The 26,099-nt window shown below is 47.5% G+C and carries 28 protein-coding genes, 1 tRNA gene and 2 pseudogenes; 12 read left to right on the top strand and 19 right to left on the bottom strand.

Going from position 1 to position 26,099, the window contains the following annotated elements:
- Positions 1-29: 29 nt before the first annotated feature.
- From ssb to XBJ1_RS14405, 3 genes are all read right to left on the bottom strand, one after another.
- A complete protein-coding gene (gene ssb / locus XBJ1_RS14415) occupies positions 30-542 on the bottom strand; it encodes a single-stranded DNA-binding protein (RefSeq protein ID WP_012989728.1) in 513 nt (170 codons plus the stop codon).
- 14 nt (positions 543-556) lie between these two features.
- Positions 557-766 carry a hypothetical protein gene (locus XBJ1_RS14410; RefSeq protein WP_012989727.1) on the bottom strand — a complete coding sequence of 70 codons (210 nt, stop codon included), beginning with the start codon at positions 764-766 and terminating at the stop codon, positions 557-559.
- 70 nt (positions 767-836) lie between these two features.
- Positions 837-1,301 (bottom strand): STY4534 family ICE replication protein, encoded by a 465-nt coding sequence (locus XBJ1_RS14405; RefSeq protein WP_012988056.1) that lies wholly within the window; start codon positions 1,299-1,301, stop codon positions 837-839.
- Between the two features lie 32 nt (positions 1,302-1,333).
- On the opposite strand from XBJ1_RS14405, the gene XBJ1_RS14400 reads away from it, so the two are divergent.
- Positions 1,334-1,534 (top strand): hypothetical protein, encoded by a 201-nt coding sequence (locus XBJ1_RS14400; RefSeq protein WP_038198592.1) that lies wholly within the window; start codon positions 1,334-1,336, stop codon positions 1,532-1,534.
- Between the two features lie 43 nt (positions 1,535-1,577).
- Here XBJ1_RS14400 and XBJ1_RS14395 read toward each other — a convergent pair whose 3' ends face one another.
- The 9 genes from XBJ1_RS14395 to XBJ1_RS14350 form a co-directional block, all read right to left on the bottom strand.
- On the bottom strand, positions 1,578-3,572 hold the full coding sequence (locus tag XBJ1_RS14395; protein WP_012988057.1) for a DNA topoisomerase III: 1,995 nt from the start codon (positions 3,570-3,572) through the stop codon (positions 1,578-1,580).
- A gap of 1 nt (position 3,573) precedes the next feature.
- Positions 3,574-4,299 carry a PFL_4669 family integrating conjugative element protein gene (locus XBJ1_RS14390; protein ID WP_012988058.1) on the bottom strand — a complete coding sequence of 242 codons (726 nt, stop codon included), beginning with the start codon at positions 4,297-4,299 and terminating at the stop codon, positions 3,574-3,576.
- Positions 4,300-4,754: 455 nt separating this feature from the next.
- The gene (locus XBJ1_RS14380) at positions 4,755-5,978 is read right to left on the bottom strand and encodes an STY4528 family pathogenicity island replication protein (protein WP_012989725.1); all 1,224 of its coding nucleotides are present in this window, start codon (positions 5,976-5,978) and stop codon (positions 4,755-4,757) included.
- Positions 5,979-6,073: 95 nt separating this feature from the next.
- Positions 6,074-6,331 carry a hypothetical protein gene (locus XBJ1_RS14375; RefSeq protein ID WP_012988060.1) on the bottom strand — a complete coding sequence of 86 codons (258 nt, stop codon included), beginning with the start codon at positions 6,329-6,331 and terminating at the stop codon, positions 6,074-6,076.
- A gap of 20 nt (positions 6,332-6,351) precedes the next feature.
- The gene (locus XBJ1_RS14370) at positions 6,352-6,933 is read right to left on the bottom strand and encodes a DUF2857 domain-containing protein (RefSeq protein ID WP_012988061.1); all 582 of its coding nucleotides are present in this window, start codon (positions 6,931-6,933) and stop codon (positions 6,352-6,354) included.
- An 80-nt stretch (positions 6,934-7,013) separates the two neighbouring features.
- Complete coding sequence (locus XBJ1_RS14365; RefSeq protein ID WP_012989724.1) at positions 7,014-8,591, bottom strand: ParB family protein; 1,578 nt, start codon at positions 8,589-8,591, stop codon at positions 7,014-7,016.
- A gap of 3 nt (positions 8,592-8,594) precedes the next feature.
- Positions 8,595-9,971, bottom strand: coding sequence for an SPI-7-type island replicative DNA helicase (gene dnaB-PI, locus XBJ1_RS14360; protein ID WP_012989723.1), 1,377 nt, complete (start codon positions 9,969-9,971; stop codon positions 8,595-8,597).
- Complete coding sequence (locus XBJ1_RS14355) at positions 9,955-10,332, bottom strand: hypothetical protein (RefSeq protein WP_012989722.1); 378 nt, start codon at positions 10,330-10,332, stop codon at positions 9,955-9,957. The genes dnaB-PI and XBJ1_RS14355 overlap by 17 nt, the downstream gene beginning before the upstream one ends.
- A complete protein-coding gene (locus tag XBJ1_RS14350; protein ID WP_012989721.1) occupies positions 10,329-11,216 on the bottom strand; it encodes a ParA family protein in 888 nt (295 codons plus the stop codon). The genes XBJ1_RS14355 and XBJ1_RS14350 overlap by 4 nt, the downstream gene beginning before the upstream one ends.
- A 281-nt stretch (positions 11,217-11,497) precedes the next feature.
- Between XBJ1_RS14350 and XBJ1_RS14345 the strand changes: the two genes are divergently transcribed.
- The 3 genes and pseudogenes from XBJ1_RS14345 to XBJ1_RS14335 form a co-directional block, all read left to right on the top strand.
- Positions 11,498-12,769, top strand: a complete 1,272-nt coding sequence (locus XBJ1_RS14345) for a tyrosine-type recombinase/integrase (RefSeq protein ID WP_012989720.1) — start codon at positions 11,498-11,500, stop codon at positions 12,767-12,769.
- Between the two features lie 139 nt (positions 12,770-12,908).
- Positions 12,909-13,115 (top strand): helix-turn-helix transcriptional regulator, encoded by a 207-nt coding sequence (locus XBJ1_RS14340; RefSeq protein ID WP_012989719.1) that lies wholly within the window; start codon positions 12,909-12,911, stop codon positions 13,113-13,115.
- A 214-nt stretch (positions 13,116-13,329) separates the two neighbouring features.
- Positions 13,330-14,247 (top strand): annotated as a pseudogene (locus XBJ1_RS14335) (toprim domain-containing protein); the annotation flags it as partial.
- A 163-nt stretch (positions 14,248-14,410) separates the two neighbouring features.
- Here the strand turns inward: XBJ1_RS14335 and XBJ1_RS20955 are convergent.
- A protein-coding gene (locus tag XBJ1_RS20955) for an IS1 family transposase (RefSeq protein WP_143827612.1) occupies positions 14,411-15,105 on the bottom strand; the annotation gives its coding sequence in 2 pieces (ribosomal slippage) (positions 14,411-14,850 and positions 14,850-15,105; 696 coding nt in all).
- 60 nt (positions 15,106-15,165) lie between these two features.
- Here XBJ1_RS20955 and XBJ1_RS14325 point away from each other — a divergent pair.
- Together XBJ1_RS14325 and XBJ1_RS14320 are read left to right on the top strand one after the other, a co-directional pair.
- Positions 15,166-15,747: pseudogene (locus tag XBJ1_RS14325) on the top strand (ISKra4 family transposase); the annotation flags it as partial.
- Between the two features lie 375 nt (positions 15,748-16,122).
- Positions 16,123-16,449 (top strand): hypothetical protein, encoded by a 327-nt coding sequence (locus XBJ1_RS14320; protein WP_012989716.1) that lies wholly within the window; start codon positions 16,123-16,125, stop codon positions 16,447-16,449.
- Here XBJ1_RS14320 and XBJ1_RS14315 read toward each other — a convergent pair whose 3' ends face one another.
- Both XBJ1_RS14315 and XBJ1_RS14310 read right to left on the bottom strand, forming a co-directional pair.
- The gene (locus XBJ1_RS14315; RefSeq protein WP_038199225.1) at positions 16,450-17,250 is read right to left on the bottom strand and encodes a DUF4225 domain-containing protein; all 801 of its coding nucleotides are present in this window, start codon (positions 17,248-17,250) and stop codon (positions 16,450-16,452) included. It lies immediately after the preceding gene.
- A 2-nt stretch (positions 17,251-17,252) separates the two neighbouring features.
- Positions 17,253-17,732 carry an Hcp family type VI secretion system effector gene (locus tag XBJ1_RS14310; RefSeq protein ID WP_012989713.1) on the bottom strand — a complete coding sequence of 160 codons (480 nt, stop codon included), beginning with the start codon at positions 17,730-17,732 and terminating at the stop codon, positions 17,253-17,255.
- A 334-nt stretch (positions 17,733-18,066) separates the two neighbouring features.
- Between XBJ1_RS14310 and XBJ1_RS20950 the strand changes: the two genes are divergently transcribed.
- Together XBJ1_RS20950 and XBJ1_RS14300 are read left to right on the top strand one after the other, a co-directional pair.
- Positions 18,067-18,761, top strand: a protein-coding gene (locus XBJ1_RS20950) for an IS1 family transposase (protein ID WP_143827612.1) whose coding sequence is annotated in 2 segments (ribosomal slippage) — positions 18,067-18,322 and positions 18,322-18,761 — 696 coding nt in all. Because the reading frame shifts where the segments join, the coding sequence is not laid out codon by codon here.
- A gap of 42 nt (positions 18,762-18,803) precedes the next feature.
- Positions 18,804-19,730, top strand: a complete 927-nt coding sequence (locus tag XBJ1_RS14300; protein WP_080515972.1) for an ISAs1 family transposase — start codon at positions 18,804-18,806, stop codon at positions 19,728-19,730.
- A 359-nt stretch (positions 19,731-20,089) separates the two neighbouring features.
- On the opposite strand, the gene XBJ1_RS14295 is transcribed toward XBJ1_RS14300, so the two are convergent.
- From XBJ1_RS14295 to mutY, 4 genes are all read right to left on the bottom strand, one after another.
- Positions 20,090-20,165: transfer RNA gene (locus XBJ1_RS14295), tRNA-Phe, on the bottom strand.
- Positions 20,166-20,315: 150 nt separating this feature from the next.
- Positions 20,316-21,389, bottom strand: a complete 1,074-nt coding sequence (gene mltC / locus XBJ1_RS14290) for a membrane-bound lytic murein transglycosylase MltC (protein ID WP_012989711.1) — start codon at positions 21,387-21,389, stop codon at positions 20,316-20,318.
- Positions 21,390-21,541: 152 nt separating this feature from the next.
- Positions 21,542-21,814: an oxidative damage protection protein gene (locus XBJ1_RS14285; protein WP_012989710.1), complete on the bottom strand. Its 273-nt coding sequence runs from the start codon at positions 21,812-21,814 to the stop codon at positions 21,542-21,544.
- A 29-nt stretch (positions 21,815-21,843) separates the two neighbouring features.
- Positions 21,844-22,884: an A/G-specific adenine glycosylase gene (gene mutY / locus XBJ1_RS14280; RefSeq protein ID WP_012989709.1), complete on the bottom strand. Its 1,041-nt coding sequence runs from the start codon at positions 22,882-22,884 to the stop codon at positions 21,844-21,846.
- A gap of 243 nt (positions 22,885-23,127) precedes the next feature.
- Here mutY and trmB point away from each other — a divergent pair, with 243 nt between their 5' ends.
- From trmB to XBJ1_RS14260, 4 genes are all read left to right on the top strand, one after another.
- Complete coding sequence (trmB, locus tag XBJ1_RS14275) at positions 23,128-23,847, top strand: tRNA (guanosine(46)-N7)-methyltransferase TrmB (protein WP_012989708.1); 720 nt, start codon at positions 23,128-23,130, stop codon at positions 23,845-23,847.
- The gene (locus tag XBJ1_RS14270) at positions 23,847-24,173 is read left to right on the top strand and encodes a YggL family protein (protein WP_012989707.1); all 327 of its coding nucleotides are present in this window, start codon (positions 23,847-23,849) and stop codon (positions 24,171-24,173) included. Before trmB ends, XBJ1_RS14270 begins: the two co-directional genes overlap by 1 nt.
- 90 nt (positions 24,174-24,263) lie before the next feature.
- Positions 24,264-25,190: a glutaminase B gene (gene glsB, locus XBJ1_RS14265; protein WP_012989706.1), complete on the top strand. Its 927-nt coding sequence runs from the start codon at positions 24,264-24,266 to the stop codon at positions 25,188-25,190.
- A gap of 80 nt (positions 25,191-25,270) precedes the next feature.
- Entirely contained in the window at positions 25,271-25,993 is a 723-nt protein-coding gene (locus tag XBJ1_RS14260; RefSeq protein ID WP_012989705.1) for a DUF2884 domain-containing protein, read from the top strand.
- Positions 25,994-26,099 lie beyond the last annotated feature (106 nt).

Here is a 26,099-nt window from a genome sequence, read left to right as displayed (position 1 = left end):
GGGCTATACGTTAATGATAAAAACACCATTCAGAACGGGATCGCCGAATCCCAGTCGGTTTCATCCTCTTCCGGTGAAACTGAGACCTGTACCGGCTGCGTGTTTTTTCTTTCCTGATTAGCGGGTTTAGGCGGTGGCTGCTTTTGTGCTGGCTTATGCCCTGCCTGTTGAGGTGCCATACTCTTTGAATCATTACGGCTCCCCAACATCTGCATCGAACCATTCACATTTACCACCACTTCCGTTGAATAGCGATCCTGACCCTGATTATCCTGCCATTTACGCGTTTGCAGTTGCCCTTCAATGTAAACCTGAGTCCCTTTATGCAAATATTCCTCGGCAATTTCTGCTAACTTGCCGAAGATCACCACCCGGTGCCATTCGGTTTTTTCCCGCAATTCGCCGGTTTGTTTATCCTTCCAGTTTTCTGACGTAGCCAGTGAAAGTGTTGCCACGGTACCCCCTGTCGGCAGGTAACGGATTTCCGGGTCTTGTCCCAGATAACCAAGTAAAATGACTTTGTTCACACCGCGTGAAGACATCTTGTTTTCTCCTGTTATCGGGGGTGACGTTGTGTCCATTGCCCCTGTTTCAGGGCAAACTCCGCCTGTTCACGTCGGGCAAAATACTCCACTGACTCACGAGAGCAGGGAATGCCTTCATCCATCGTGCCGATATAAAACCCCGCACGGCGGCGCAAAACGATTAACGGCAGTTGTTTATGGCAATATTGCAGGGCCAGAAACCCAATCGGTGCAGCATTCATCACGATATCCTTTTATTTTTGGTCATTAATAAAGACCTGCCCTGAACGTTCAGGGCAGCTCAGCGGAATATCAGAAAGAGTTCTCTGCATATTCTTTTTGCGTGATGCCGTTCTGAGGCGGCATCGAGTCGGATTGTTCGGCCTGATACACTTTCTCCTGACCGATTTTAATCCAGTCAACCTTAATCAGACGGGCTTTCAGGCTGACGCGCTGTTCACCGGCATGGTCTCCGCGTTTCAGGGTAAAGATATCAGTCGAGGGATTGCTTAAGGTAAAGCCCAGCAACACTTTTTTATCCTCATCTACCGCCTTCTGGCAACGGCCGACCAGACTGGTCGCTTCCTTGCCGACCACGGTGATATCAAAACGCACATAAACCGGGTTATCACCTGGTCCGTTCAGCGCATTGATCACACAGCTCAGGAACGTTCCGCTGGCAGTGCTGACATGGCGGATGTTATTCAGATAGCCCAGTCCTTTAATATTGAGGTTGAAATAGTCGTTTTTGGTTAAGGATGCGGTGTTCTCAGACATTCGATGTTCTCCATGCAGGTAAAAAATAAGGTGTGACGGAGAAAATCCTGTCCCCTGACGGGAATGATTTTTCCCGCCGGGTGTCAGACGCATACGTTGCTGACGTACTGATAAAGAATAAAAAAACCTTCACTGCCACTGGACTGACAATATCTGCTTTCAAAGGTGGGCAGATGTACCGCAATCATGCGCTCCCTTTCAGGCTACGGGAGTTTTCGGCTAAAACAGCATGATTTTTAAAGCACCAGTCCGTGCGGTCAATCCTTAATCCCATTTTCAGTCCGGTGAATTTCCCCGCCGGGTTTTTCGGGAGCCGGTCACCGCGTTAGCGTTCAGCATCCCTTTGCATGCCGGATAGCGAGTGCAGCCCCAGAACGGGGTTGTTTTTCCCGCCCGTTTTTGCATCGGGCCGCCACAGCGCGGGCACGCCGGGGTTTTCGGCAGGGTAAACCGGATCGGCTGTGTTTTGCCCTTTTCCACTAAATGCGCCAGCCATTGTGCCTGTTTCTGCATAAAGCCATCCAGTGTGGCCCGGCCCCGGGCAATGTCGTCCAGAGACTGTTCCCACAGCGCAGTCATCCCCGGATGGGTCAGGACGTCCGGCAGCCCGGCAATCAGCTCCTGCGCCAGCGGCGTTGCATGCAGGTTTTTCTTTTTTCGCGCCAGCAGCTGACGGTTAAACAGGGCTTCAATGATACCTGCCCGGGTGGCCTCCGTGCCCAGCCCGGCATTTTCCCGCAGCACTTTTTTAAGCTGCGGATCGTGGATAAACGCAGCGGCATTTTTCATGGCGGCAATCAGCGTACCTTCGGTAAAAGGCGCAGGCGGCCGGGTTTGCCGGGGCTGTATTTCTGCACGGAGTACCGGGCAGATTTCCTCTTTTTTCAATGCAGGCAGCGCGGTATTGTCGTCCTGCTCCTGCACCTGTTTTTCATCGGCAAACAGCGTCTTCCAGCCCGTGACCACACTGACCCGCCCTTTCGCCTGAAATACCTGCCCGCCGATAGTGAATGTCACGTCAGTCACATCCGTTTCCTGTACGGGCAGAAACTGCGCCAGATAATAGTGGCGGATCAACTGATAGATCTTTAATTCGTCCGCGGTCAGTTTCGTCATATCAAAAGTGTGGCGGGTCGGAATAATGGCATGGTGCGCCGTGATTTGGCTGTCATTCCAGACTCGGGAGAGAGTGCTGGCATCCAGCTGGCTGATAATGGCATTCATCGCAGGATCGGTACGGGTCAGTGCGGTGAACACGGCCGGAATATCTTCCCGCATTGAAACCGGCAGATAACCGCAATCCGTGCGCGGGTAGGTGGTCGCTTTATGGATTTCATACAACGACTGGGCAATCGTCAGTACCTGACCGGCCCCCATTCCCCATTGACGGGAGGCTACCTGCTGGAGCATCCCCAAATCAAAACAGAGCGGCGGCGGGGTTTTTTCCCGTTTCTGCGTGAGTTCAGTCACCACGGCATCTTGTGCCTGCTGACAACGCTGAACCACACTCTGCGCGATATCCTCCCGGATACAGCGTTTTTCTTCATCGCAATCGTCGGGCGCAGGCAGCCATTTAACCCGAAAGCTAATGTCATCTTTTTGCAATGCGGCCATCACCTGCCAGTAGGGTTTTGGCTCAAACCGGGCGATATCGTTATCACGGTTCACGACCAGTGCCAGTGTCGGCGTCTGTACCCGCCCGATGGACAGCACCTCACCAAATCCCTGTGCCTGCGCTTTCAGGGTATACAGGCGGGTCAGGTTTATTCCCATCAGCCAGTCCGCCCGTGCCCGTCCCAGTCCGGCCTGCCAGAGTGGTTCGGTTTGCTCCCCCAGTAATATCGCGGCCAGTGCCTGCCGGATACTGGTTTCATCCAGCGCAGACAGCCACAGCCGTCTGACGGGGCCGGTAAAACGGCAATACTCCAGCAGTTCACGGGCAATCACTTCCCCTTCACGGTCAGCATCAGTGGCGATAATCACTTCGTCGGCCTGTTTCAGTAATTGTCTGATCACCGCAAACTGATCGGCGGTCTCTTTCTTCACAGTCCATTGCCACTGCACAGGCAGCACCGGCAGGGGTTCCATGCGCCACGGCGGGCCGAATTGTTCACCATAGTGCTCGGGTGCAGCCATTTCCAGCAAATGCCCGATAGCCCAGGTGACAGTAATACTGTCGCCAAAGAGATAGCCCTGTCCGCGCTGCTTCACGCCCAGCACCCGGGCGATATCTCTGGCCTGAGAGGGCTTTTCACATAAATACAGTGGCATATCACCCCCTCCCTGCATCCTGAGCCACCGTGCGCAGGGGGGGTGAAAAATCAGAACGCAGCCGGCCCGACAGAATATCGGGGTCCGGTTCGCCCAGCCATTTAATGGCTTCAAGGCCAGCCGGTGTTTTTTCCTCAATATCCGCACGGGTCACCTTCAGAGGGCGGTAAGAACGCACCAGACCATAAATCTGGCGGATCACCCGACTGCCGTTATGCAGCAACGCATCCCGCTCTGAACGAGAAATAAAACCGTAATGAAACGCCTGAAAGGTTTTCATCGCCAGCTGGTCGAAACCGACCAACAGCCAGACACAGCGGTAACCCAGCGGGGAGTGACTGTAGACCCCGATATTCAGCGGTTCAACAGAGGAAACCGCGGATAACGTCACCTGTGCCGGCAGGGCGTTCAGTGTTTCCTGCAAGGTGGCAATACGCTGCTGAAGGCTGGCCGAGGCCGCCACCAGGGCCTGTTCCAGTTTCATCAGCCAGCTGTCGGCATACGGGTTATCGGCAGCCGCATCCTCACTGATGGTGCCCGCCCGTTTAATTACCTGCGGCATGCCGATAATGTCCGGGTATTGACGGCGGCCGGTGACGTCTTCTTTTTTACGCCCTGCCCAGAGGCGGATGGCGTAGTGGGTATGGAGTTCAATGGTTAACGTGGATTTCAGTGCACCGGCACGACGGGGGGGCGACGGTGCGGTTTTTTCATCAGGTTCAGACATAAAGAGCAACTCCTGTTTGGTCGGTTTATGTCTGTGGGACTATCAGGGGAAAGGTGTCTGCGACTCAATAGATAATCAGTTATGAAAAAAGGAAAAAACGACCCCTTTTCGGGATCGTAGAAAAGATTATTTTTATCGTCTTTGTCGCCCGGCTAATAAAGTACAATTTTTAGCCGTCTGTGCCCCGGGCACACCAGTATTATTTTTAACCACTGCTGTCTCAGGCAATACGGTAGATTTTCAGACTTGCCTGCCTCAAACAAGGCAGCGCAATTTTTAGTCGCCTGTGCCCCGGGCACACCAGTATGATTTTCAACCACTGCTGTCTCAGGCAATACGGTAGATTTTCAGACTTGCCTGCCTCAAACAAGGCAGCACAATTTTTAGTCGCCTGTGCCCCGGGCACACCAGTATAATTTTTAATCATGGCTGTTCCGGGCAACACAACCCGGTTTTTACCCCATGTCATCACGGTGATATTTTGCCTGCGCCAGCCGCTGACGAATGTCTTTCACTACACTGCTGACATGGGCTTGTGAAGAGGGGGGAACAGAACGCGCCGTTTCCCGTGTGAATTCAACGGGTTTCTTCGCAGCCGCCGTCGTCGTGACAGCCGGTTCGGCCTGCACATACAGTTTTCCCTCCCGTGCCCGTTTCATCATCGCCAGCAGCCAGCCGACCGGATTACCGATTTTACCTGCCTGTAACGCCTTATCCAGACAAGTCAACACAGCCTGCGCCTGTTCAGCAGGCAGTGCCTGCAACTGGCTGTTCAGCATCCCCCCATCTTCCGGCTCCAGTTGCCTGCATAACTTTTCCGGCAGAAAAATAGCGGACGGTGTATCTACGTATGTTTTTTTATTCACACTCTGTGTGAAAGAACGTACATAACAGTTCGGTTTAGTGGTTTGACGACAAGTCATTGATTTCATGCTGAGTTCGGTTTCCGAATTCGGCTTATTCTGCCCTTTTAACTGACCGGATTCGGTTTCCGAACCCGGTTTCATTTCCCTGAGTTCGGTTTGCTGTTTTCCCTGTTGAAGCGCCTGCCTCATGACCCTTTGCTGTGGCGTCTGCACCGCATTCAGCCGCGCTTCCAGCAAACGGATATGACTGTGACGATGACGCATCAGTGGATCTTCTTGAATGTCAGTCAGTACCTCCCGTGCCGTCTGGCTGATAGTGCGGTTTTTGCTGCGACAGGCTTCTGCCACAGTATCCAGCCAGTGAGGATCGAGAATCTCGGCATCACGGCAGGTCAGCGGTTCATCGTGTTGCGCATAGATATTGCCCCGCACCCGCCCATGCTCGTCGCGGATACGCTTGCATAAACTCAGCCAGCCGGTTATTCGCAGCATCAGCAATACCCGGCTGACGGTTTCACGGGAGGCTTTGCCTTTATAGGGCGAGGCCAGCAGCAGCTGCAATTCATCGTAGCTGGGGAAAACCGCCCCTTCATTTTGTTGCGCATACAAACGGATCATCATCCAGCCCGTTTTATCCAGTGGTGACAGGCGATCATCCAGTAACAGGCGACGGGGATAGGCATCCTGAATGTTACCCATAAACAGCAGACCACTGCGCAGCTGTGAAACGTCATCGTCGGGGCGTTGTTCCAGACGGCTTTTCATTTTGGCCATAGTGTGGGCAATTAAGCTGTCTGCTGACAGGTTTATCATGATCCCTTCTCTCCGGTGTTAATCTGTAAAAATAATGTCAGGGCTGCACCCTGTGGCGTTGCACAAGGCGCAGAATGACACGACTTCAGTCACATTTACGATTTACGAATTTCATTGTTGTAGCGTTCGTGGTGCATCAGCTCCCACGACTGCCCGCTGTCACGGCTTAACAGCCGCCAGAACAGCCCTACGTTGATTTTCAGATACCCGGTGCCTTTTTCCTTCAGCCGGACGTAATTACGCTGACCCCGCCGATAACATTTCACCTGATATTGCGCCTTACGGCGAAAGGACAGCGGTGCCGTTACCGGCACATGCAGGCCGGGCATGATTTCGGTTAATTTTCCTGACATCGTTTCCTGTATGACCCGTTTTATCCCTGTTTTTTCACAGAGACCGATCCGGATGCACCCTGTTGCTGCCATTCTTTGACGGCATTCCAGACGGACGTCAGCGAAATATCATGATGCTCCGCCACGTCCATCATGATATCCAGCCCGTCGGCACTGTCCGCATCCCTCATCTTTGCCGCCTGCCAGCGCTGCCACAGGTCACGGTTTTCCGCTTCCGTCAGCACCGAAACCCGCCCCGACTTCACGGCAATACCGGCAATACGCCGGCGCGCCGCCACCTCCAGACTGGACAGGCCAAAAAAATAGTGCATCAGATCAATCGATCCGCTGAGTGCCAGAGCCCGGTCAATGCGTTGTATCCGCTGCTGTTCGATACGCGCCTGATGTAAGATGCGGGCCAGATTGGCGTGATGAATTTGCACACTCAGCACCGATACCGGGCTGTTGCCCAGATAATGCAAATCCTCAATCGTCAGGCTCTGTAACATCAGCATCTCCGAGGGTGCCAGCCCCAGTGCTTCGCAACGGCGGATATAGCCGTTCTTCAAATCCATCACCAACTGCAACAACAGGCTGTTGGTCGCTTGCGATAAATGATTCATACACTTCCTCCATTATCAGGCCAGTCAAAACACAATGAATGAGCAACACACTGAAAAGCAGGCACCCCGGACCGGTATCGCTACATCGCCAACATCTCCGGCACCATTTCACGCTGAAGTTCACGCAGGCGGCGGATAATCCGCAGCAGCCGCAAAAACTTCACGGTCTGGCTGTCATCCAGTAATGGTACCGCCTTCCGTCCGGCGGTGCCGAGCAGAACGGCAGTCAGCGTCAGTTCATGACGGTCAGTCGAGATTTCCCCGGTCAGGGAGTGCAATAAACACGAAAAAGGATGAACATCCGGCCCGTCAATCAGGCAAAATCCCGCCGACCGTTCATCCGATACCGGCAGCAAATCACGGTCACAGCCCATCACTTCGGCCAGTTCAAACGCCAGGCGAAACGCCATATTTTGCAAATGCTCGATATCGTCCTGCATCGGGGAAATGTGCCAGACTGAGCTGACCGGCTCCAGCCCGGTCCGGGCAAAGTGGAGATCGTCGGCTTCAGGCTCAGACAGCGCCGGTTCAGACGGACTATCCGGCTGATAAGGCGGGAGCACCGGATTGTTTCGGGAAGACGGAGCAGGCACGGGTGTCTTATCGACCGGAGCGCATGTTGTCTCCGATGCCTGCTCCGCATCCGTGACGGGTTGAGACATTATGCGCCGGTTCGGTTCCCTGTCTGGCGCCCGAACCCGATCCGCTTTAGGCGTATCCGGCTTTTCCGGCACAAGGTCAACCGGGGTGGCCTGTTCACCAAAGAGTTGCCGGCGGTTACTTTCCTTCGGATCGAGTTCCAGTACCCAGCGGTCATAATTCAGCTGCGGGTGCGGCAATACCTGCAATAAATCGCCGATAAGTTCATCCCGGAACATCTCCGGTGACCAGGATTCCGGGGAGTCAAATTTGCGGCAACAGGCACCAAAAATCGCATCAAAGGAACAGGCAGGCTCCGATATTGCACTGACAACATGTTGCAGCCAGACGGCCTCGGCATCCTGCCGTAATGCCAGTAACAAACGAATTTGGGGTACCTTCAGCCCCGAGTTCAGCAGATCCGGCATCCACGGATAGAGATATTGCACGGTATCTTCCATCCGGCTGATATAACTGCGGCTGACAGGAAAACCGGCTTCCCCCAGTAGTGCAGACAACTCACTTTGGGTGATTTTCTGCTGGTTCTGTACTTCAAAAAGGGTTCTGGCCTTGCAGACCCCCAGGGCTTTTTCAATAAAACTGAGTTCACCGCGCAGTTCATTTTCCGCCAGATGCCCGATGACACACTGCAATCTGCCCGGCCACGGTTTAAACAGGCAGTGAACACGATAAAAACGCTCATCGCCGGTTTCCTGCCACAGTTCGGACAAAACCTGATAACGGGTATTCCCGCCGTCACTGAAGATATAGACATCTTCACCTTCCGGATCGCGGGTGACTTTCGGCACCGTATCCAGCCCGCGTACTTTGATGGAGGCCTTGATATCCTCATAACGCGGGTTCCGACTGGTGCGGGGGTTATCCGGATTGGGGCGGAGTTGATCCAGTGTCAGTACCATCGGCATTTCCGACACAGGGGGTTGTTCACTGAGTGTCGCCGCGGCCTGGCGCCCTTGTTGTAACAGGGCATTGCCCATATTGAGAGGTTGCCGTGCCATCATTTACTCCCCGTAACCATCACTGTCTGCGGATAAGTCCGAAAACCGCGTATATTGGCCGTCAAATCCCACACGAACCACGCCCGTTGGCCCCTGACGCTGCTTACCAATAATGATTTCAGCAGTACCTGTATCGGGTGTGTCCGGGTGATAGACTTCATCGCGATAGAGATGCAGTATCAGGTCGGCGTCCTGCTCCAGTGAGCCGGAATCACGCAGGTCACCATTGTTAGGACGTTTATCGGAACGGTTTTCGACCTGCCGGTTAAGCTGGGACAGCGCCAGTACCGGGCAGCCCAGTTCTTTGCCTAACGCTTTCAGGTTACGGGAGATATCGGCAATTTCCTGCGTCCGGTTTTCCTGCCCGGGCGCGCACATCAGCTGGAGGTAGTCAACCATAATCAGGGCGGGTTGACCGTATTTGCGGGTATAGCGGCGGGCACGGGCGCGTAATAGTGCGGGCGTCTGATGACTGCAATCATCAATAACCAGACGCTGATCCCAGCGGGCAAACTGATCCAGACTCTGGCTTATGCGTCCCCACTGCTCATCATCCAGCATCCCGCTGCGCAGGGTGCTCAGAGAAACCCCGCCTTCCATGGCAGTGAGGCGCAGCATCAGTTGTGCAGCCGGCATTTCCAGACTGAAAATCTGTACCACGGCATCATCCCGGTGCCGCAGGACACCCAAGCAACAGGCCAGTCCCAACGCGGTTTTCCCCATCGAAGGGCGGGCAGCCAGCAAAATGAGATCACCGGCCTGCAAGCCGCCGGTTTTTTCATCAAGATCCTGAAATCCGGTCGGTGTGCCGGTTATTCCCTGTGAGCCTTGTATTCGCTCCAGATGGGCAATCAGGCTGTCTGCGCCCTGCAACAGGGTCATTTCCTGATGCTGGCGGGTCGAACCTTTTTCAGCCAGATTAAACAACTGACTTTCTGCCTGCTCTATCAGGGTATCTGACTGAATATTCGGCTGAAAAACGTCAGCGCTGAGGGATTTTCCCAGTGCCAGTAACTGACGTAACCGGCTTTTTTCCGCCACAATACGGGCATACTCCTCAATATTGGCGGCACTGGGCGTGTTTTTACACACTTCCGCTACATAAGCAAAACCGCATGCCCGATCAATTTGCCCACGCTGGGTCAGCCTATCGGTCAGGGTAATCAGGTCGAACGGACAGTTTTTTTCGCTCAGTTCAGCGATGGCCTGAAATATTATCCGGTGTGCCGGAAAATAAAAATCGTCGGCAACCAATAGCTGGACAACGCTATCCCAGCGCTCATTCTCCAGTACCAGCCCCCCCAACACCCCCACTTCGGCATACGCATAGCTGGGCGCCTCTTCACTGATGATCTGTAAATGTTCATGCGCTATGTCCATCGGCTGCCTCCCTGCTGATCGCATTCAGGGCAGCGATTAAACGCTGTTGCAGATGAGGGGAAGAAACCCAGAACAGCACCTCGTTATGGGTCAGATACTGCGGCTGGTCATTTTCCCAGCCACATTCCAGCAACGCCAAATCCAGAGACGCATCGGGGCGCATGGCCTGCCTGCGCATACGGGGATAATAATGCTCTACCCCTTCCGGAGAAACATCGGGAACAGCTGGCAACAGGATCTGAAGTTTCGTCTGCGCGGTTTCACGATCCGGCGCATCCACAAACACAAACCTCTCATCATCACTGAACAGTAATTCAACGCGCTCATAACGAAAGCAGACCGCCCGCCAGATAACATTCATTGCGCCTCTCCTGTCGGTTGCACAGTCAATACCGCGTCGAATTTTTCCGCCCATAAGGGCACTAACTCACAGGCGAGGCGGTGCATGGTTTGCGCGGCAGCCGGGCTTTTTCGGGTGGTTTTATACTCAAGGCGATGAACGGGCTGGGCACGGACATGCCCCAGTTTGTAGATATCCAGCAGGTCTATCCGGGTTTCCAGCAGCTGGTAAACCTGCCTGCCGCCCAGTGCGGAAGCGTCATACCGTTGATTATTGATAATGTCAGCCAGTTCACTCAGCGTATCCCGGTCGAGATTCGTTCCTTCAATCCCGTTGACCAGTATCTGGATAGCCGGCAGCCGGATACCGTAGTGTTCAAAAGGCCGGAGCCGGGTCAGCATCCGCAGGGTGCCGCGCAGGAACTCGCGGACGTCGGGTAAAATAGGCTTGATAACCCCCAGCACGCCCTGCGTGGCCGCCAGTACAACCAGCTCGCTCATCACGCCGGTCGCCCCTTTGGAATCAATGAAAATAATATCGTACTGGCTGAAGAGAGGATGTTGCAGGACATTGCGCAGACGCAAACGCCCGTCGGGCGCGTGCAGCATTGCCGTGGGCAGGAGTTCATCCGGATCGTTGGAGATCAGAATATCGAGGTTTTTGATAACCGAACGGGAAATGATCTGCTCAGACTGGTTCAGATCCACCGTCTGCATCAGCAACTCATACAATCCGGCGGGCGCTTCATAGCTCAGGGGAAAAATACTGCTGGACGTGGGTTGCGAGTAATCCGCATCAATCAGGAGAACGCATAAACCGGCATCGGCAAAAAAACCGGCCAGATTAGCCGCGTGAGTCGATTTACCTTCGCCCCCTTTGGGGGAAATTATGGGAAGAATTATCATTTTGCGCACCAGAATCGGTACACAAAGTAATAAGAATTACACTATTAACATTTTTTCAACTTAGGAGGGGATTGAAAATCCCCGTGTCCTTGGTTCGATTCCGAGTCCGGGCACCACTTCAACTTCCAGTGAAGTCCAGCCCAGTCAAACAATTCGCATCAAATCCAGAAAAATAAACCTTCTTACCTATCTCAACGTCCAGTTTCGTCTGTTGCAATCAAGATGCAGCGAAGGGCATAATTCGGGGCACTTACCGTTCGATTATGAGAATGCCCTTAACAATGAAACTTAATGCACGACAAATCGAAACTGCAAAACCCAAAGAAAAAACCTACAAACTCGCCGATGGCGGCGGTCTCTATTTAGAAGTCTCGTCACGCGGCTCGAAATACTGGCGCATGAAGTATTACCGCCCGACCGATAAAAAAGAAGACCGTCTGGCGTTCGGTGTTTATCCGACTGTATCCTTAGCCGATGCCCGCGCTAAACGCGATGAAGCCAAAAAACTGATGGCACAGGGCATCGATCCCAAAGCCGAAAAGAAAGGCACACCAACGCCTGCCAAAGTCAACTCGTTTGAACAAGTCGCCCGTGCATGGCACGCCAGTAACAAACGCTGGAGCGACAGCCACCGTCAAAAAATCCTGCGCAGCCTTGAGCAATATATTTTCCCCCATATCGGCGCCAGAGATATTACCACATTACGCACCAGCCAGCTTTTAGCGCCCGTCAAGGCCATTGATGAGCAGGACAAACACGATATCGCCCAGCGGCTGCGCCAGCGTATCACCGCCATCATGCGCTACGCCGTCCAGAATGATATTCTGGAGTCCAACCCGGCTAACGATATGACCGGCGCACTCACCACCGCAAAATCCCGTCATCACCCCGCCTTGCCCCATGAATGTTTACCTGATTTCCTGAACCGATTGTCTGCTTACCGAGGACGCTTACTGACCAAAATCGCGGTAGAACTGGCGCTGCTGACGTTTGTCCGCTCCAGTGAGCTGAGATTTGCCCGCTGGCAGGAAATCGACCTTGAAAATTCAGTATGGAAAATCCCTGCCACAAGGCAACCGATTAAAGGCGTTCGCTTTTCTGAGCGCGGCATGAAAATGAAAACGGATCACATTGTACCGTTGAGCCGTCAGGCGGTTGGTCTTATCAACGCGTTACACGAACTGAGCGGCAACTGCGACGTGATGTTCCCCAGCGATCATAATTCCGCGAAAGTCATGAGTGAAAACACGGTTAACAAGGCATTACGCGCGATGGGGTACGATACTCAAACCGAAGTCTGCGGGCATGGTTTCCGCACAATGGCACGTGGTGCAATGGGGGAATCCGGCCTGTGGAGCGATGACGCTATCGAGCGCCAGTTAAGCCATATCGAACGAAACAACGTCCGGGCGGCCTATATTCACACCTCCAAGCATCTGGACGAACGGCGGCTGATGGTGCAGTGGTGGGCGGATTATCTGGATGCCAACCGGGAAAAACCAATCACACCCTATGACTTCGCCAAACCGCTGCGCGACAGAGCAAACCGATAGTTCATTCTTTAATCCATTAATTCTCATTGTGAGAGAAACAATTAACGCTGTTCATTTAAGGGTGCTTTTTAAATAATTCTCCTGTCATCAAACAACGTCCACGATGAGCGCTCAGGGACTCGGTAACAGGAGAATGAATATGGCAGTGACAGCATTGAAGGTAAATCTTATCCGTTTGCCGGAAGTTCAGCGCCGAACGGGTTACAGCAAGGCGTGGATCTACAAATTAATTAGCGATGGAGAATTCCCGAAGCAGGTCAAAATCGGCCCCCGCTCCATCGCATTTATTGAATCAGAAATAGATAACTGGATTGCCCAACGCATCGCGGAATCACGGGCGGCATAACACAGAAAAGAGTATGACGTAAGACATGTAACATAAAAACACAACGCCCCAGTGTGCGACCAACACATCTGAGGCGTCTGACCAACAACCGTTACTTGAGGTAAAAACGATGGCTGAGACACAGCATACCCAAACTCGCCCTGAATTTACAGTTCAAAAAAAATCCGGCAGTCAAAAACCGCTCGACCTGATCCAGACCGTGAAAACATCGGCCATGTATTCATGGGCAAATCTGCTGTCTGCCTGTGGTATTGATGTTCCGGCAAAGGGTAAACATGGCGCTTGTCCTATTTGCGGTGGTACTGACCGTTTTCACTTTCTTGATGATCACCATCATGGTAACTGGCATTGCCGCCAGTGTGATGCCCCGAACTATGGCGATGGACTGGATTTAGTGGCAAGAACCCAAAAGATTTCGATTACTGAAGCAGCGAAAATCATTGCTGGCTCGTTGGCATTGCCTTTGCCAGAACCCAAACCAGCCAAAGAAAACCTCTATCCAACACAACCGATTGCCGACAGAGTCGCGGCACTGATGGCGCAAACTGTTGTGGGACAATCTCCCTATCTGACTGCAAAGGGGCTGCATTGCCCTAATCAGCGGTTATTGCCTGATAATTCAACTGTGTTGCGACTCGCAACACTGGACAATATAGTCACAGGCGCGCAGATCATCAAACCGAATGGCGAGAAAAAACTCCTCACCGGCAGCCAGAAAAAAGGTGCGTTTATTCCTTTATCAACGCTGGAAGAGAACCCTGATACCGTCATCATTACCGAAGGTTACGCCACGGCACTCACGGTTAACCAGCTATACGAAGGTGTTGTTCTGGCCGCGCTGGATGAGGGAAATTTATTTCCTACTGCAAAAACCATTCGGGAACGTTGGCCGGACGCAAAAATCATTATTGCAGCAGATAATGACTGGCACACACCGGGCGAGCTGGATAAAGACGGCAAACCCAAAAAGAATGTTGGCAAGATCTCGGCAGAAAAAGCCGCCTACGCAGTGAATGGCTGGGTCACATTGCCACCGGATAATATCAAAGCTGACTGGGACGATTGTCGACAACAACACGGCATTGAAGCAGCAAAACAGGCATTCAGTAACGGGTTATATCAAGCAGGGGAACCAATGAACCATCACACAATAGAAAGCCGCCGTTATGACAATGTCGAAAGCATTTATCCAAAGCGCAAAACAAAGTTACCGCTGTCAGTGGGTTCGGCAGGATTTGATGCGCAGTTAGACTACGTGGTTAAAGGGGTCATGTATTAAATGATTAGATTAGGTATTAAAAATAATGTTCACGTTCAATAAAGGTTCCTATCACTTTATCGTGCATTTCTTCCGATTTTGAATACCCAATGGTTTTTCTATTCAGCCTTTTGATTCGGGTACGATGCGTTAAATTCGTTCTCTCTATACGCTGAGTAAACGCCTTTCCAGTCAAGTGCTCTTCCTCGGGAAGTGGGTCATAAACAACATAGTCATCCGTGCAGTAAAACCGAATAGTAAAGGAAGATAAGAGGGTAAGCAGCTTGTCTAACGTTTTTCGACTGCGATCGCCAAAAACATGAGCCACTATTCGCTTCAGGCGGGGTTCCCAAGCATACCAAAGCCAGCGTTGGTTTTTCTTATTGCCGACAAACGACCATTGCTCGTCGATTTCACAGACAATCTGGATGCCACATTCCGCAAGGGGAAGTGTCGTTACGTTTCGGGGTCTGAGGTTTTTAATGTTTTCATGACGGTGGCGGTGGCGACTTTCAGGATCCGAGCGGTGTCACGAATTCCCCCGTTATTCATCGCGATATCGACAATCTGTTCTTTAACGCCGGGTTTGCAGGCCTGATAGGTATACGCCAACTGAAAGACCTTACAGCAGCTATAACAGCGATAACGAGGATGTCCGCCATTTCCTTTCCCATGTCCTTTGACCTGTTCTGATTTGTGGCAATAACGGCAATAGACATCAACTTTGGCCATACTTCATCCTTAAAAAGCCGGAAGCATATCACAGCAACTAACCATTTAATACATGACCATAATATCAGGGATCTGCAATTTAACTTGTACCCCGAATCCCAGCACGTACTCGACTGGTTTCATATCACGATGCGTCTGACCGTATTGAAACAATATGCCAGAGGGGTATCAAAAAACGCCCCTGAACTTGGTGCAGAATTATTGGACTCTTTAACCAGCACAAAATGGTATCTCTGGCATGGAAATGCGATTAAGGCATTAGAACACCTGGATGATTGTGCGGCAATGTGTGATGAGGACATATTGCATTATGGTAATAATAAATCATTGTTAAAACATATAGATGAAATGTATACCTATATTGAAAATAACAGCATGATGATCCCGAATTACGGTGAAATGTACCGATATGGTGAAGCAATTTCCTCTTCATTTGTTGAATCGACGATCAATGAAGTTATCGCTAAACGGATGGTGAAAAAGCAGCAGATGCAATGGAGCCAGCAAGGTGCACATTACTTACTCCAGACACGCACAGCGGTACTCAATGGTGATTTAAAAACCCAATTTGAGCACTGGTATCCGGGTATAAAATTAGGTGACAAAACGGATCATTATTGGACAGAGGCAGTTGCTGCATAAGTGCCCCACAGATTTTTATGGTCTCGTGGTATGAGTTGGTCAGCAAAGACGGATACGATGTCTGAGACATTTTGGTTTCACTTTCTGCAATCAGCTGGTCACTGAGGCTTTTTAATGTTGTAGTTGTTCCAGAGGTACATCGGCCAACTTTATCAGTACTCCGACAAACGCTCTGGTATAAGAGGTTGGCTATTCGGTTTTTTTATCAACCAATCCAGTAAATTATCCGAAAATCGGGCAGCTCGAAGAGCAAGTTAAGGCACTGGAAAGTAAATAAACTAGATAAAGTCCTCAATAATGCAGAAAAATTAAAGAAAAAATAACTAAGTACGATAAAATATAAAAAGTTTAAATTAGGTCAGAAGGGTTAATTAAATGTACAAAGGAAACATGGAAAAATTAATGATAGAAAGTGGCTTTACACCTAAAGATATTAAATTTCTCGAATCTATAAATAAAAAAAATGGCACTAATCTTATGGATAATATAATTGATCTTGATAAAAGATTTTATAAGTTAATATTCATTGTACCTCTTATTTTTTTTGGGTTCGCTTTCTTATTTTTAATAGCGGATGATGTAAATGTTGTAGGGTTTATTATATCCACAATTATAACAATCCCTCCTATTTTATTTATGCTGTCATTCAGAATGTCTTATAGAGCGTCTATATTTATGAAAAAATATAAACGCAAGGAATAATTATTTACTATTATTTTGAGGGTCATTATAAGAATCATAAGTTGATTTTAATGTGACCCCATCAGCTACTACCTCAAATGTAAGAGCATAACCACTCATTAATTTATAGCTGGTGACATAATCATCTTTTACATAATTAAATAATCGCCAAGAATCAGGTTTTAACACATTTCTAAATGCACCATAACCAGATAAAGCAATATCTACACCTCCATAAACTAAATTTGCGGTCTTTTTATCAGATCCCATAAATAAAAAAGCATGTTCGTATCCTCTTCTTAGATATCCCTTATAATCAGGATCTTTCTTTAATAAGGAATTTAAATTTTCTTCTATATTACTCATACCATTAACTATGAGTGCTGAACCTGCGACATAACCGACTACTGTTTGGCTTGTAGCTGTTACCATAGCCGCGCCAGTAATTATCTGAGCACCTCCGGCAACTATGCCAAATCCCTTCAAAACATACGTAAAAAAATCTAGCTCTTTCTTGATTTCTATGACAGCGTACTTTTCAAGTATATTATTTCTTATAATATTTTCTTGTTGTGATAAATATAGTTTTTCTTTTTTTAGGTCTTGTATTGCCTGCATTTTAGATGCTTTCGTTGATGACTTGCTTAGTATTATGTTTAAATTATTGTCAGTGAATTTTTTTATTTCTGATTTAAAATATGCCTTTATACGAAAGTTATTTAGGAAAATAGAAACACTTAATGCCGATTCTGTTACGCTTCTAGCAGTTAGCATTCCCATTGTAGCAAAGTAATCATTCTCTCTATTTGCATATATATCCATATTTAATAAATCCTGTCATCCCAAATACTATACCCGCTAGTTCCTGCGGTGTGATGCTGCCATGTTATGCTTTTATATTTTAAAGAAATACTTTCCTGCGGCTGAGCATCATTATGAGTTAAAGAATGAGGGCAAATAATATCAATATTACTTATGGTTGCATTTGTCACTTTTATAGTAAAAAAAAGCACAAGGCCACCGCTATTATCTGTTCTATAAATATCAAATATACATTCTAATTCTTCATTATCTGATATTGCCATTCCTAATAATGGAGTTGATTTATCTATAGGTTTTTTTATTGTAATTGGGAAATGATTTACGTTTTGTTCTCTAGATAACGAATGATTTAACTCGTATATGTATATTTTATTTTCATGACCATTTTGACAGAGATTTCCAATGGAGTTTTCTGATGAACATCCTGATGATATTAAACCTTGTTTTTTTCCATTAATTGTTAGATAAATAATGTTAGCCATGTTATTTCCTTTATTGTAAATTAACTTAGAGTGAAAAATACAAGGTAATGAATTATTTTGTCAATAGTACACATTATTTAACAGTATCTAGAATTAACTAATAATAGCCTTTTTTATGTTTTTTTATGCTGTTTCTAATGAATATTTTAAATAAATTAATTTTTTATAATGAAAATTATAATTTAAGTAATTTAAAATTTTTTCAAAAAATGGCGAACTAAATCGCCATTTTTATTTATTTATCTTCTTTGAATTGGAAGTGTAAGGTGACTACTGGGTCATGTATTAAATGGTTAGTTGCTGTGATATGCTTCCGGCTTTTTAAGGATGAAGTATGGCCAAAGTTGATGTCTATTGCCGTTATTGCCACAAATCAGAACAGGTCAAAGGACATGGGAAAGGAAATGGCGGACATCCTCGTTATCGCTGTTATAGCTGCTGTAAGGTCTTTCAGTTGGCGTATACCTATCAGGCCTGCAAACCCGGCGTTAAAGAACAGATTGTCGATATCGCGATGAATAACGGGGGAATTCGTGACACCGCTCGGATCCTGAAAGTCGCCACCGCCACCGTCATGAAAACATTAAAAACCTCAGACCCCGAAACGTAACGACACTTCCCCTTGCGGAATGTGGCATCCAGATTGTCTGTGAAATCGACGAGCAATGGTCGTTTGTCGGCAATAAGAAAAACCAACGCTGGCTTTGGTATGCTTGGGAACCCCGCCTGAAGCGAATAGTGGCTCATGTTTTTGGCGATCGCAGTCGAAAAACGTTAGACAAGCTGCTTACCCTCTTATCTTCCTTTACTATTCGGTTTTACTGCACGGATGACTATGTTGTTTATGACCCACTTCCCGAGGAAGAGCACTTGACTGGAAAGGCGTTTACTCAGCGTATAGAGAGAACGAATTTAACGCATCGTACCCGAATCAAAAGGCTGAATAGAAAAACCATTGGGTATTCAAAATCGGAAGAAATGCACGATAAAGTGATAGGAACCTTTATTGAACGTGAACATTATTTTTAATACCTAATCTAATCATTTAATACATGACCGCTCAAAGGCGGTATTCCGTCACATGATACTTTCCGGCGCTGTTTCAGTTTATTAAATCCCCGCCTCTTTGAACGCCATTTTTATCAGTGGGTTTCTCATGATGTTTCTTCAGAAAAGCGGGCGATCATTGCGATTGATGGTAAAAGTTTACGCCATTCGTTTGACAAGAAAATTGAACAAAGCCCATTACATGTGGTAAGTGCATTCTCCGTTGAGAAAGGGCTTAGCTTATGTCAGTGTGCTGTAGACGGAAAATCAAACGAAATTAAGGCCATCCCCACATTATTATCGATGCTTTCCTTGAAAGGCCATCTCGTGACGCTTGATGCGATGGGCTGTCAACGCACGATTGCCCAGCAATTACGCGAGAGCGGAGCCGATTATATTTTGTCCCTTAAAGGCAATCAGGGAAAAACCTTTTCGGAAGCGGTTAACTATTTTCAACAACAACAGGCAACACAAAAACCTTATCTGAAACCTGACCATGATGAATTTGAAGATAGCCATGGGCGTACCGTCAGACGACGCGGATGGGTTCTACCGCTGACACCAGAAACAAAACACTTAGGCTCCTGGCCAGATATTCAGGCTCTTCTGGTCACAGAAACAATACGGCAAGAACAATATTCTGAAACAGTCACCTCTTATTTTCGTTATTATTTAAGTAGTTGTCAGGATGCTCCTGCCTTTCAGTTAGCAGCCATTCGGAAACATTGGGCTATTGAAAATAGCTTACACTGGGTACTGGATGTCACTTTTCGGGAAGATGATTCACGGATGAGAGAGCAGATCGCCACAAGAATATTTGCCCAATTACGTAAAATGGCGCTCAATATCGTCAAACGGGATACCAACAGTAAGTTGAGTTTGAGTGCCCGAAGGAAATCAGCCGGGTGGGATAATGGCTACATGGAAGCCCTGTTATTTAATCAATTTTAGCCTACCAAAATTTCATGCGTAACCCCTGGCAGGATATCAGCGGGATTGCCCTGACTGTGTCACTGAATTATGGGATGGTTTGGAGGTGGAGACACAAAACGAAGAAACCGGGAAGTGTGCTCAAAGAGCAATTCTGACAATCACCTGACTTGACATCAGAATCAATTACTGAAATCATTACTTTCAACGCAAAAGGTGAGCACAAACTGTGTTCACCTGACTTCGTATAGAGTGGCTGTTTTTAGTTTATTAACTTACGCAAAGTAATAGATTATATTCATTAACATTTGCTTAACAGCACTTATTTCTGACTCACGTGTTAAGTTATTGATATCACTTCAACAAACGAGTTTTAAAATTGGTGCCCGGACTCGGAATCGAACCAAGGACACGGGGATTTTCAATCCCCTGCTCTACCGACTGAGCTATCCGGGCTAACGGGGCGCATTAAACCGTATTCAGATAATTCCGTCAACGACTTTCTGTATAATTTTATCTTTATGCTTTCAAATTGTTCAAGTGGTTATAAATTTAAACAATAATGGAGAGGATAGTGCCTCTCCATTCATTGATATTGATGATCAGCTATCGACGATAGCCTTTCTGGGTATTATTCACTTTCATCAAATAACGGCGCGACTCAGAAGCTGGATGCTTATTGGTCAGCGTTTCATAAACATCACCAGGTGCCATGGTATTGATGATTTGTGCCGCTTTTTTCTTATCACTGGAGAACACTCTCAGTACACTGCCAGCGCCGCCATTGTAGGCGGTAATAACGGCATATCGACGTGAGGTTGCGTTGTTGATTTCCCCTAAATAGATATTCTGCAAGATCGATAGATATGCGGTACCTGCATCAATGTTATTTTCAGGATCGAAGAGATAACTGCGGCTAGGCTGGCCGGATTTCCCTTGCATTTTGAAGACATCCCGCCCAGCGGTATGCTGCATGACCTGCATTAATCCCAGTGCATCAGAACGACTGACAGCATAAGGGTTAAAGCTGGATTCATTTTGCATAATGGCAAGGATCAGGGATTCATCAACGCCATATTTGATGGCGGCTTTGCGAACCATCGGTAAGTATTTATGTGCCCGTTTATCTAAATGATTAGGAACCAATTGAATGGTGACGGTCCAAATCATATGTAGCCCTGATTGGCGTTTTTGTAATTTATTCTGGAGAAGATAATTTGCAAAATGACGTGCACGCCACTCCCAACGGATTGCCTCACCTGCATTATCCAAAACCTGCCCATAAAGAAATGGCTCTTTGCTTATCTGAATGTCATTGATGTCAGAATAAAGATCAACAGAGCCAGGATCGTCGCCCATCAGCAAGGTGGTAATAATCGCCTTACGTAAATGTTCAGAGGGTTCAATAGGCGATAGAGTTTCAATTGTGATGGTTCCCGCATCAAAATTGATATGGCTACGAGTTTGGTATTGATCTGTGTATTTTACGTAATCTTTAGGGCCTGCGATTAAAACTTCTTGTAAGCCCCAGATATTTTCAATGTTATGGGCAAATTGCCCCATTAAGATATCAAAACCATTCGTATCTTTTACGTATGCTTCATTGTATTCAATATCTTTTTTGCTAGAGCAGGAAATCAGGAGTGGAGTGAGAAGAATCAGAGCCAGCAGTCTTTTCATTTTACAATGCCGTCAGGTATTGGGATGTCATCAGTGTTAGAGCCCGATAAAGAGGCTCTTGTTTTATATTAATGCATAATAATATTATTAACTTACCTCATTAATTGGGTGATTTTTATTTGTTGTGTCACCCAATGACAGGCGTTATAAGATTATTTTTCCGGCGGTGTATAACCGTCGATTTTAATATCATGACCTTCAAACAAAAACTTCACCATTTCTTGTTCGAGTAGTTTGCGATGTTCTGGGTTTATAGTGTTCAATTTTTTTTCATTGATCAGCATGGTTTGTTTACTCATCCATTGCTGCCACGCCTCTTTAGAAATCTCATTGAAAATGCGCTTGCCCAGTTCTCCTGGATAGAGCTGAAAATCTTGGCCTTCGGCTTCTCGTTGCAAAAAAGTACAAAAAATAGTTCTGCTCATAATAAATCCTCAAAATAATAGGGCAAAGTTTATCCCAGCTGCTGCAAAAGATATTCAACGGGAGCTGCCAATCCAATAGTTGCTGGCTGGCGTAAGTTATACCAAAGTCCCTTGCTTTCATCCATGCAGGAATCAAAAGATAAAATATCGATTTTAATCGGTACAATATCGAGATGAAAATGGCTGAATGTATGACGAAATGCGATCAGTTGATCAGGTTTGCTGTGAGAAATACCGGAGTCTTTCAACCATTGTTCCAGTGAAGTCTGATCCGTGAATTGAGGAAATGCAAATAATCCTCCCCAAATGCCTGAAAGTGGACGTTGCTCCAACCAAACTGTGTCGCCATACTGCATCAATAAAAAATAGGCCGTTTTCTCAGGGATGATTTGTTTTGGCTTTTTCCCTGGATAGCTTGCCCAACTATGATTGGCGTAGGAGATACAGCCTGTATTGAGTGGGCAGATTTCACATTTAGGTTTGCTGCGGGTGCAGACCATCGCGCCCAAATCCATCATCGCCTGATTAAAATACTCGACGCCCTGTTTCGGGGTAACACGGGTACTGATATCCCATAACTGGTTTTCTACTTCTTTTTTCCCCGGCCAGCCAGCAATGGCGTAGCAGCGAGCCAGAACGCGCTTCACGTTGCCATCGAGAATCGGGAAGTGCTTTCCCTGAGACAGTGAAAGAATGGCACCTGCGGTAGAGCGACCAACGCCGGGCAGGGCAATAACATCACTAAAGGTAGTCGGGAATTGACCATTGTGTATAGCAACAATCTGCTGAGCCGCTTTGTGCAGGTTACGGGCACGAGCGTAATAACCCAGCCCCGTCCATAAATGCAAAACCTCATCCAATGGTGCGGCGGCCAGTGAGGCAACATTGGGAAAACGTGAAATAAAATTCTGGAAATAGGGAATGACAGTCGCGACCTGTGTTTGTTGCAGCATCACCTCTGAAAGCCAGACGTGATAGGACGTTTTTTCCAGCTGCCATGGCAGGGTCTTGCGACCATAGCGGTGATACCATTCAAGTACCGCCTGTGAAAATTGCTCGGCTTCCATCATTAGAATAATTGTCTTTATAGATGATCATTGTTTCGTGAACAGGATTGCAACATAGTGTAACCTCAGTGTAAACCCGAACTTTGTTTCGAAGCGCTACGCAAATCAGCATTAAAGTTGTGCTTATGGACACTGAACTTGATAAAATCAGCCACCTTTGCATAATTGCGCTCTCTTTAGGCAACCCTGTGGTACATAACGTCCCAGACGCCTGAGCAAATGCCTTTAAAACTGATAAAAAGTACCATGATAAATAACGTAATTTCACCGGAATATGATGAAAATGGCAGGGCTTTGCGCCGTGTCCGCAGTTTTGTGCGTCGGCAGGGTCGGTTAACGAGTCGTCAGCAGCAAGCACTTGATGATATGTGGCCAAAGATGGGCATGGATTATCAGCCAGAACTGTTCGATATGGGCGAACTCTTTGGTCGTGAAGCGCCTGTTGTACTGGAGATTGGTTTCGGAATGGGAGCATCTCTGGTGATGATGGCAGGCCAGAATCCAGAGAAAAACTTTTTTGGGATTGAAGTTCATGTGCCGGGAGTAGGTGCATGTCTGGCTTCCGCAGAAGATGAAAATCTCAGTAATCTGCGTGTAATGTGTCATGATGCCATTGAAGTTTTGGAAAATATGCTGCCGGAACAGAGTCTGGAAATGGTGCAGCTTTTCTTCCCTGATCCGTGGCATAAAGCCCGTCATAACAAACGTCGGATTGTACAGCCTGAGTTTGCTCAACTTATCAGAAGTAAGCTGAAAATCGGTGGTGTCTTCCATATGGCAACCGACTGGCAGCCGTATGCTGAACATATGCTGAAAGTAATGAGCGGGGCAGAAGGGTATTGCAACGTGTCGGAAAATAGTGATTATGTACCACGTCCTGATTCACGTCCGGTTACGAAATTTGAGATGCGCGGTCAGCGTTTGGGGCATGGCGTATGGGATCTAATGTTTAAGAGGGTAAAATAATGGCTAAAAACCGTAGTCGTCGTCTGCGTAAAAAATTGCATATTGATGAATTTCAGGAACTGGGTTTTTCCGTAAAGTGGAATTTCCCGGCCAATACACCAGTTGATATCGTTGACAACACAGTTGATGCCTTTATTGAAGAGCTGGTTGAACCAAACGGTCTGGCGCTGGATGCCAGCGGCTATTTACAGTGGGAAGGTTTGCTCTGCCTACAGAAAATCGGCAAATGTACCGAAGAACACCGTCAGTTGGTGGAGAAATGGCTGAAAGATCGCGGTATGGAAGACGTTGCCATCTCAGAATTGTTTGATGTGTGGTGGGATTGATACGCTATTGCATAAAAATAGTGTTTTATACAGAAATAACGTTGTATACAAGGGCTCCTTTGGGGCCCTTGTTTGTCTGGAGAAAAAGTGGTGAAGGTAAGGTTCTCTAATTCGTTATTGGCAGATATCTTAGATGAAGTACGCCCTTTGATTGGCCAAGGAAAAGTGGCAGGTTACATACCTGCTTTGGCAGAAGTTGCGGTAAATAATCTGGCGATGGCCATCTGTACGGTTGATGGGCAGGTTTTTAGAGCGGGAGATGCGGAAAAGCGCTTTTCCATACAATCCATTTCCAAAGTATTGAGCCTGACACTGGCGATGACGCGCTATCAAGAGCAGGATATCTGGCAGCGAGTGGGTACGGAACCTTCGGGACAGCCGTTTAATTCATTAGTACAGTTGGAACTGGAAAAAGGTATTCCCCGTAATCCCTTTATTAATGCAGGTGCATTGGTTATCTGTGACATGTTGCAATCAAGGTTAAGTGCGCCTAAACATAGAATGCTGGAGTTCGTTCGTAGCCTCACCGGGCAAAAATACATTTGCTATGATGATATCGTTGCCCGTTCAGAAATGGAGCATTCCAGTCGCAATGCTGCAATTGCTTATTTGATGAAATCGTTCGGTAATTTTGAGAATGATGTGCTCACGGTTCTACAAACTTATTTCCACTATTGTGCCTTGAAAATGAATTGTGTTGAACTGGCTCAGTGTTTTATCTACTTAGCGAATCAAGGCCGTATGATAGGTTCCGGACAACAAATTTTAAGTCTTCGGCAAACCAGACAGATTAATGCGCTGATGTTGACGTGTGGTATGTATGATGGTTCTGGAGAGTTTGCTTTCAGGATCGGAATGCCTGGGAAATCCGGTGTTGGCGGAGGAATAGTCTGTGTTGTGCCAGGGGAATTCACGGTTGCTGTATGGTCTCCTGAACTGAATAGCTCCGGTAACTCACTGGCGGGTTGTGCGGCATTGGAAAAATTGGCTGAGCGTATCGGGCGCTCTATTTTTTAGTTCAAACCTTAGTAAATAACAGCCTAACCCCTTGTATCTGTGGGCAGGGTGTCGTCAGGCAAAACAAATCAGGAGAACGTATGTTACGCAGAATCGCGATTGCTGCATCGTTATTATTTGTCGCTCAGGTACAGGCAGATTCTGACTGTCAGGCGACAATTCAGGATGACATTATTGTCACGTCAAAGTCAGTCCAGATTGTTGGAGCCAGTGGGAATCTGAGAATTTTGCCAGATGGTTCTATGCTCCGTAACGGTAAAGCACTGTCATTGAATTCAGAACAGCGTGGTAAGGCTCAGCGATATCAGCAGGCTATTCGGCAGGATCTACCGTGGGTTAAGAAAGAAACACTGAGCCATCTGACAAGTGCCCGTCAAGCGCTGGATAAAGTTGTCGTCAATACAATGGGAAAGGAGAGTAATATCCGTAACCGTTTATCCCAATTGGAATCTGGCCTCAATAAGCAAATTGACAAAGTACTTGAAACTCGTTCTGATGGCATTGCATTCAACTCTCAGGCCATTAAGAAGGTGGAATCCGAAGGGCAGAATCTTATTCAGCAGAGTCTTGGTGGTATTTTGCAGGATAGCATTAATGAAGTGAGCCGTAAGAAAAGTGAGCAGAATGGTGATGGCAAACAGATGTTGATGTCTTTTCTCGGTGGATTAGGCGGGATGCAAAATGGTTTTGATGCAGAATGGAAAAAACAGGAACAAGAGCTGGATCGCTTTAAGGGTGAAGTTTGCAGTAAAGCCAACCAATTGGAACAACTACGCACCAGTCTCATGAACTCCATTAAGTGAATCACAATATATCACTAAAAATAAGAATCAATATGAAATTGATTCTTATTTAATTGACATAGTAATGTTGCCACTTAGAATGCGAGTCACTTATTACTAATATGCG

Origin of the sequence: Xenorhabdus bovienii SS-2004, from assembly GCF_000027225.1 — a bacterium.
Lineage (GTDB): Bacteria > Pseudomonadota > Gammaproteobacteria > Enterobacterales > Enterobacteriaceae > Xenorhabdus > Xenorhabdus bovienii_C.
Note: the sequence above shows the minus strand (reverse complement) of the source record. Positions and strands in the feature narration are given on the sequence as shown.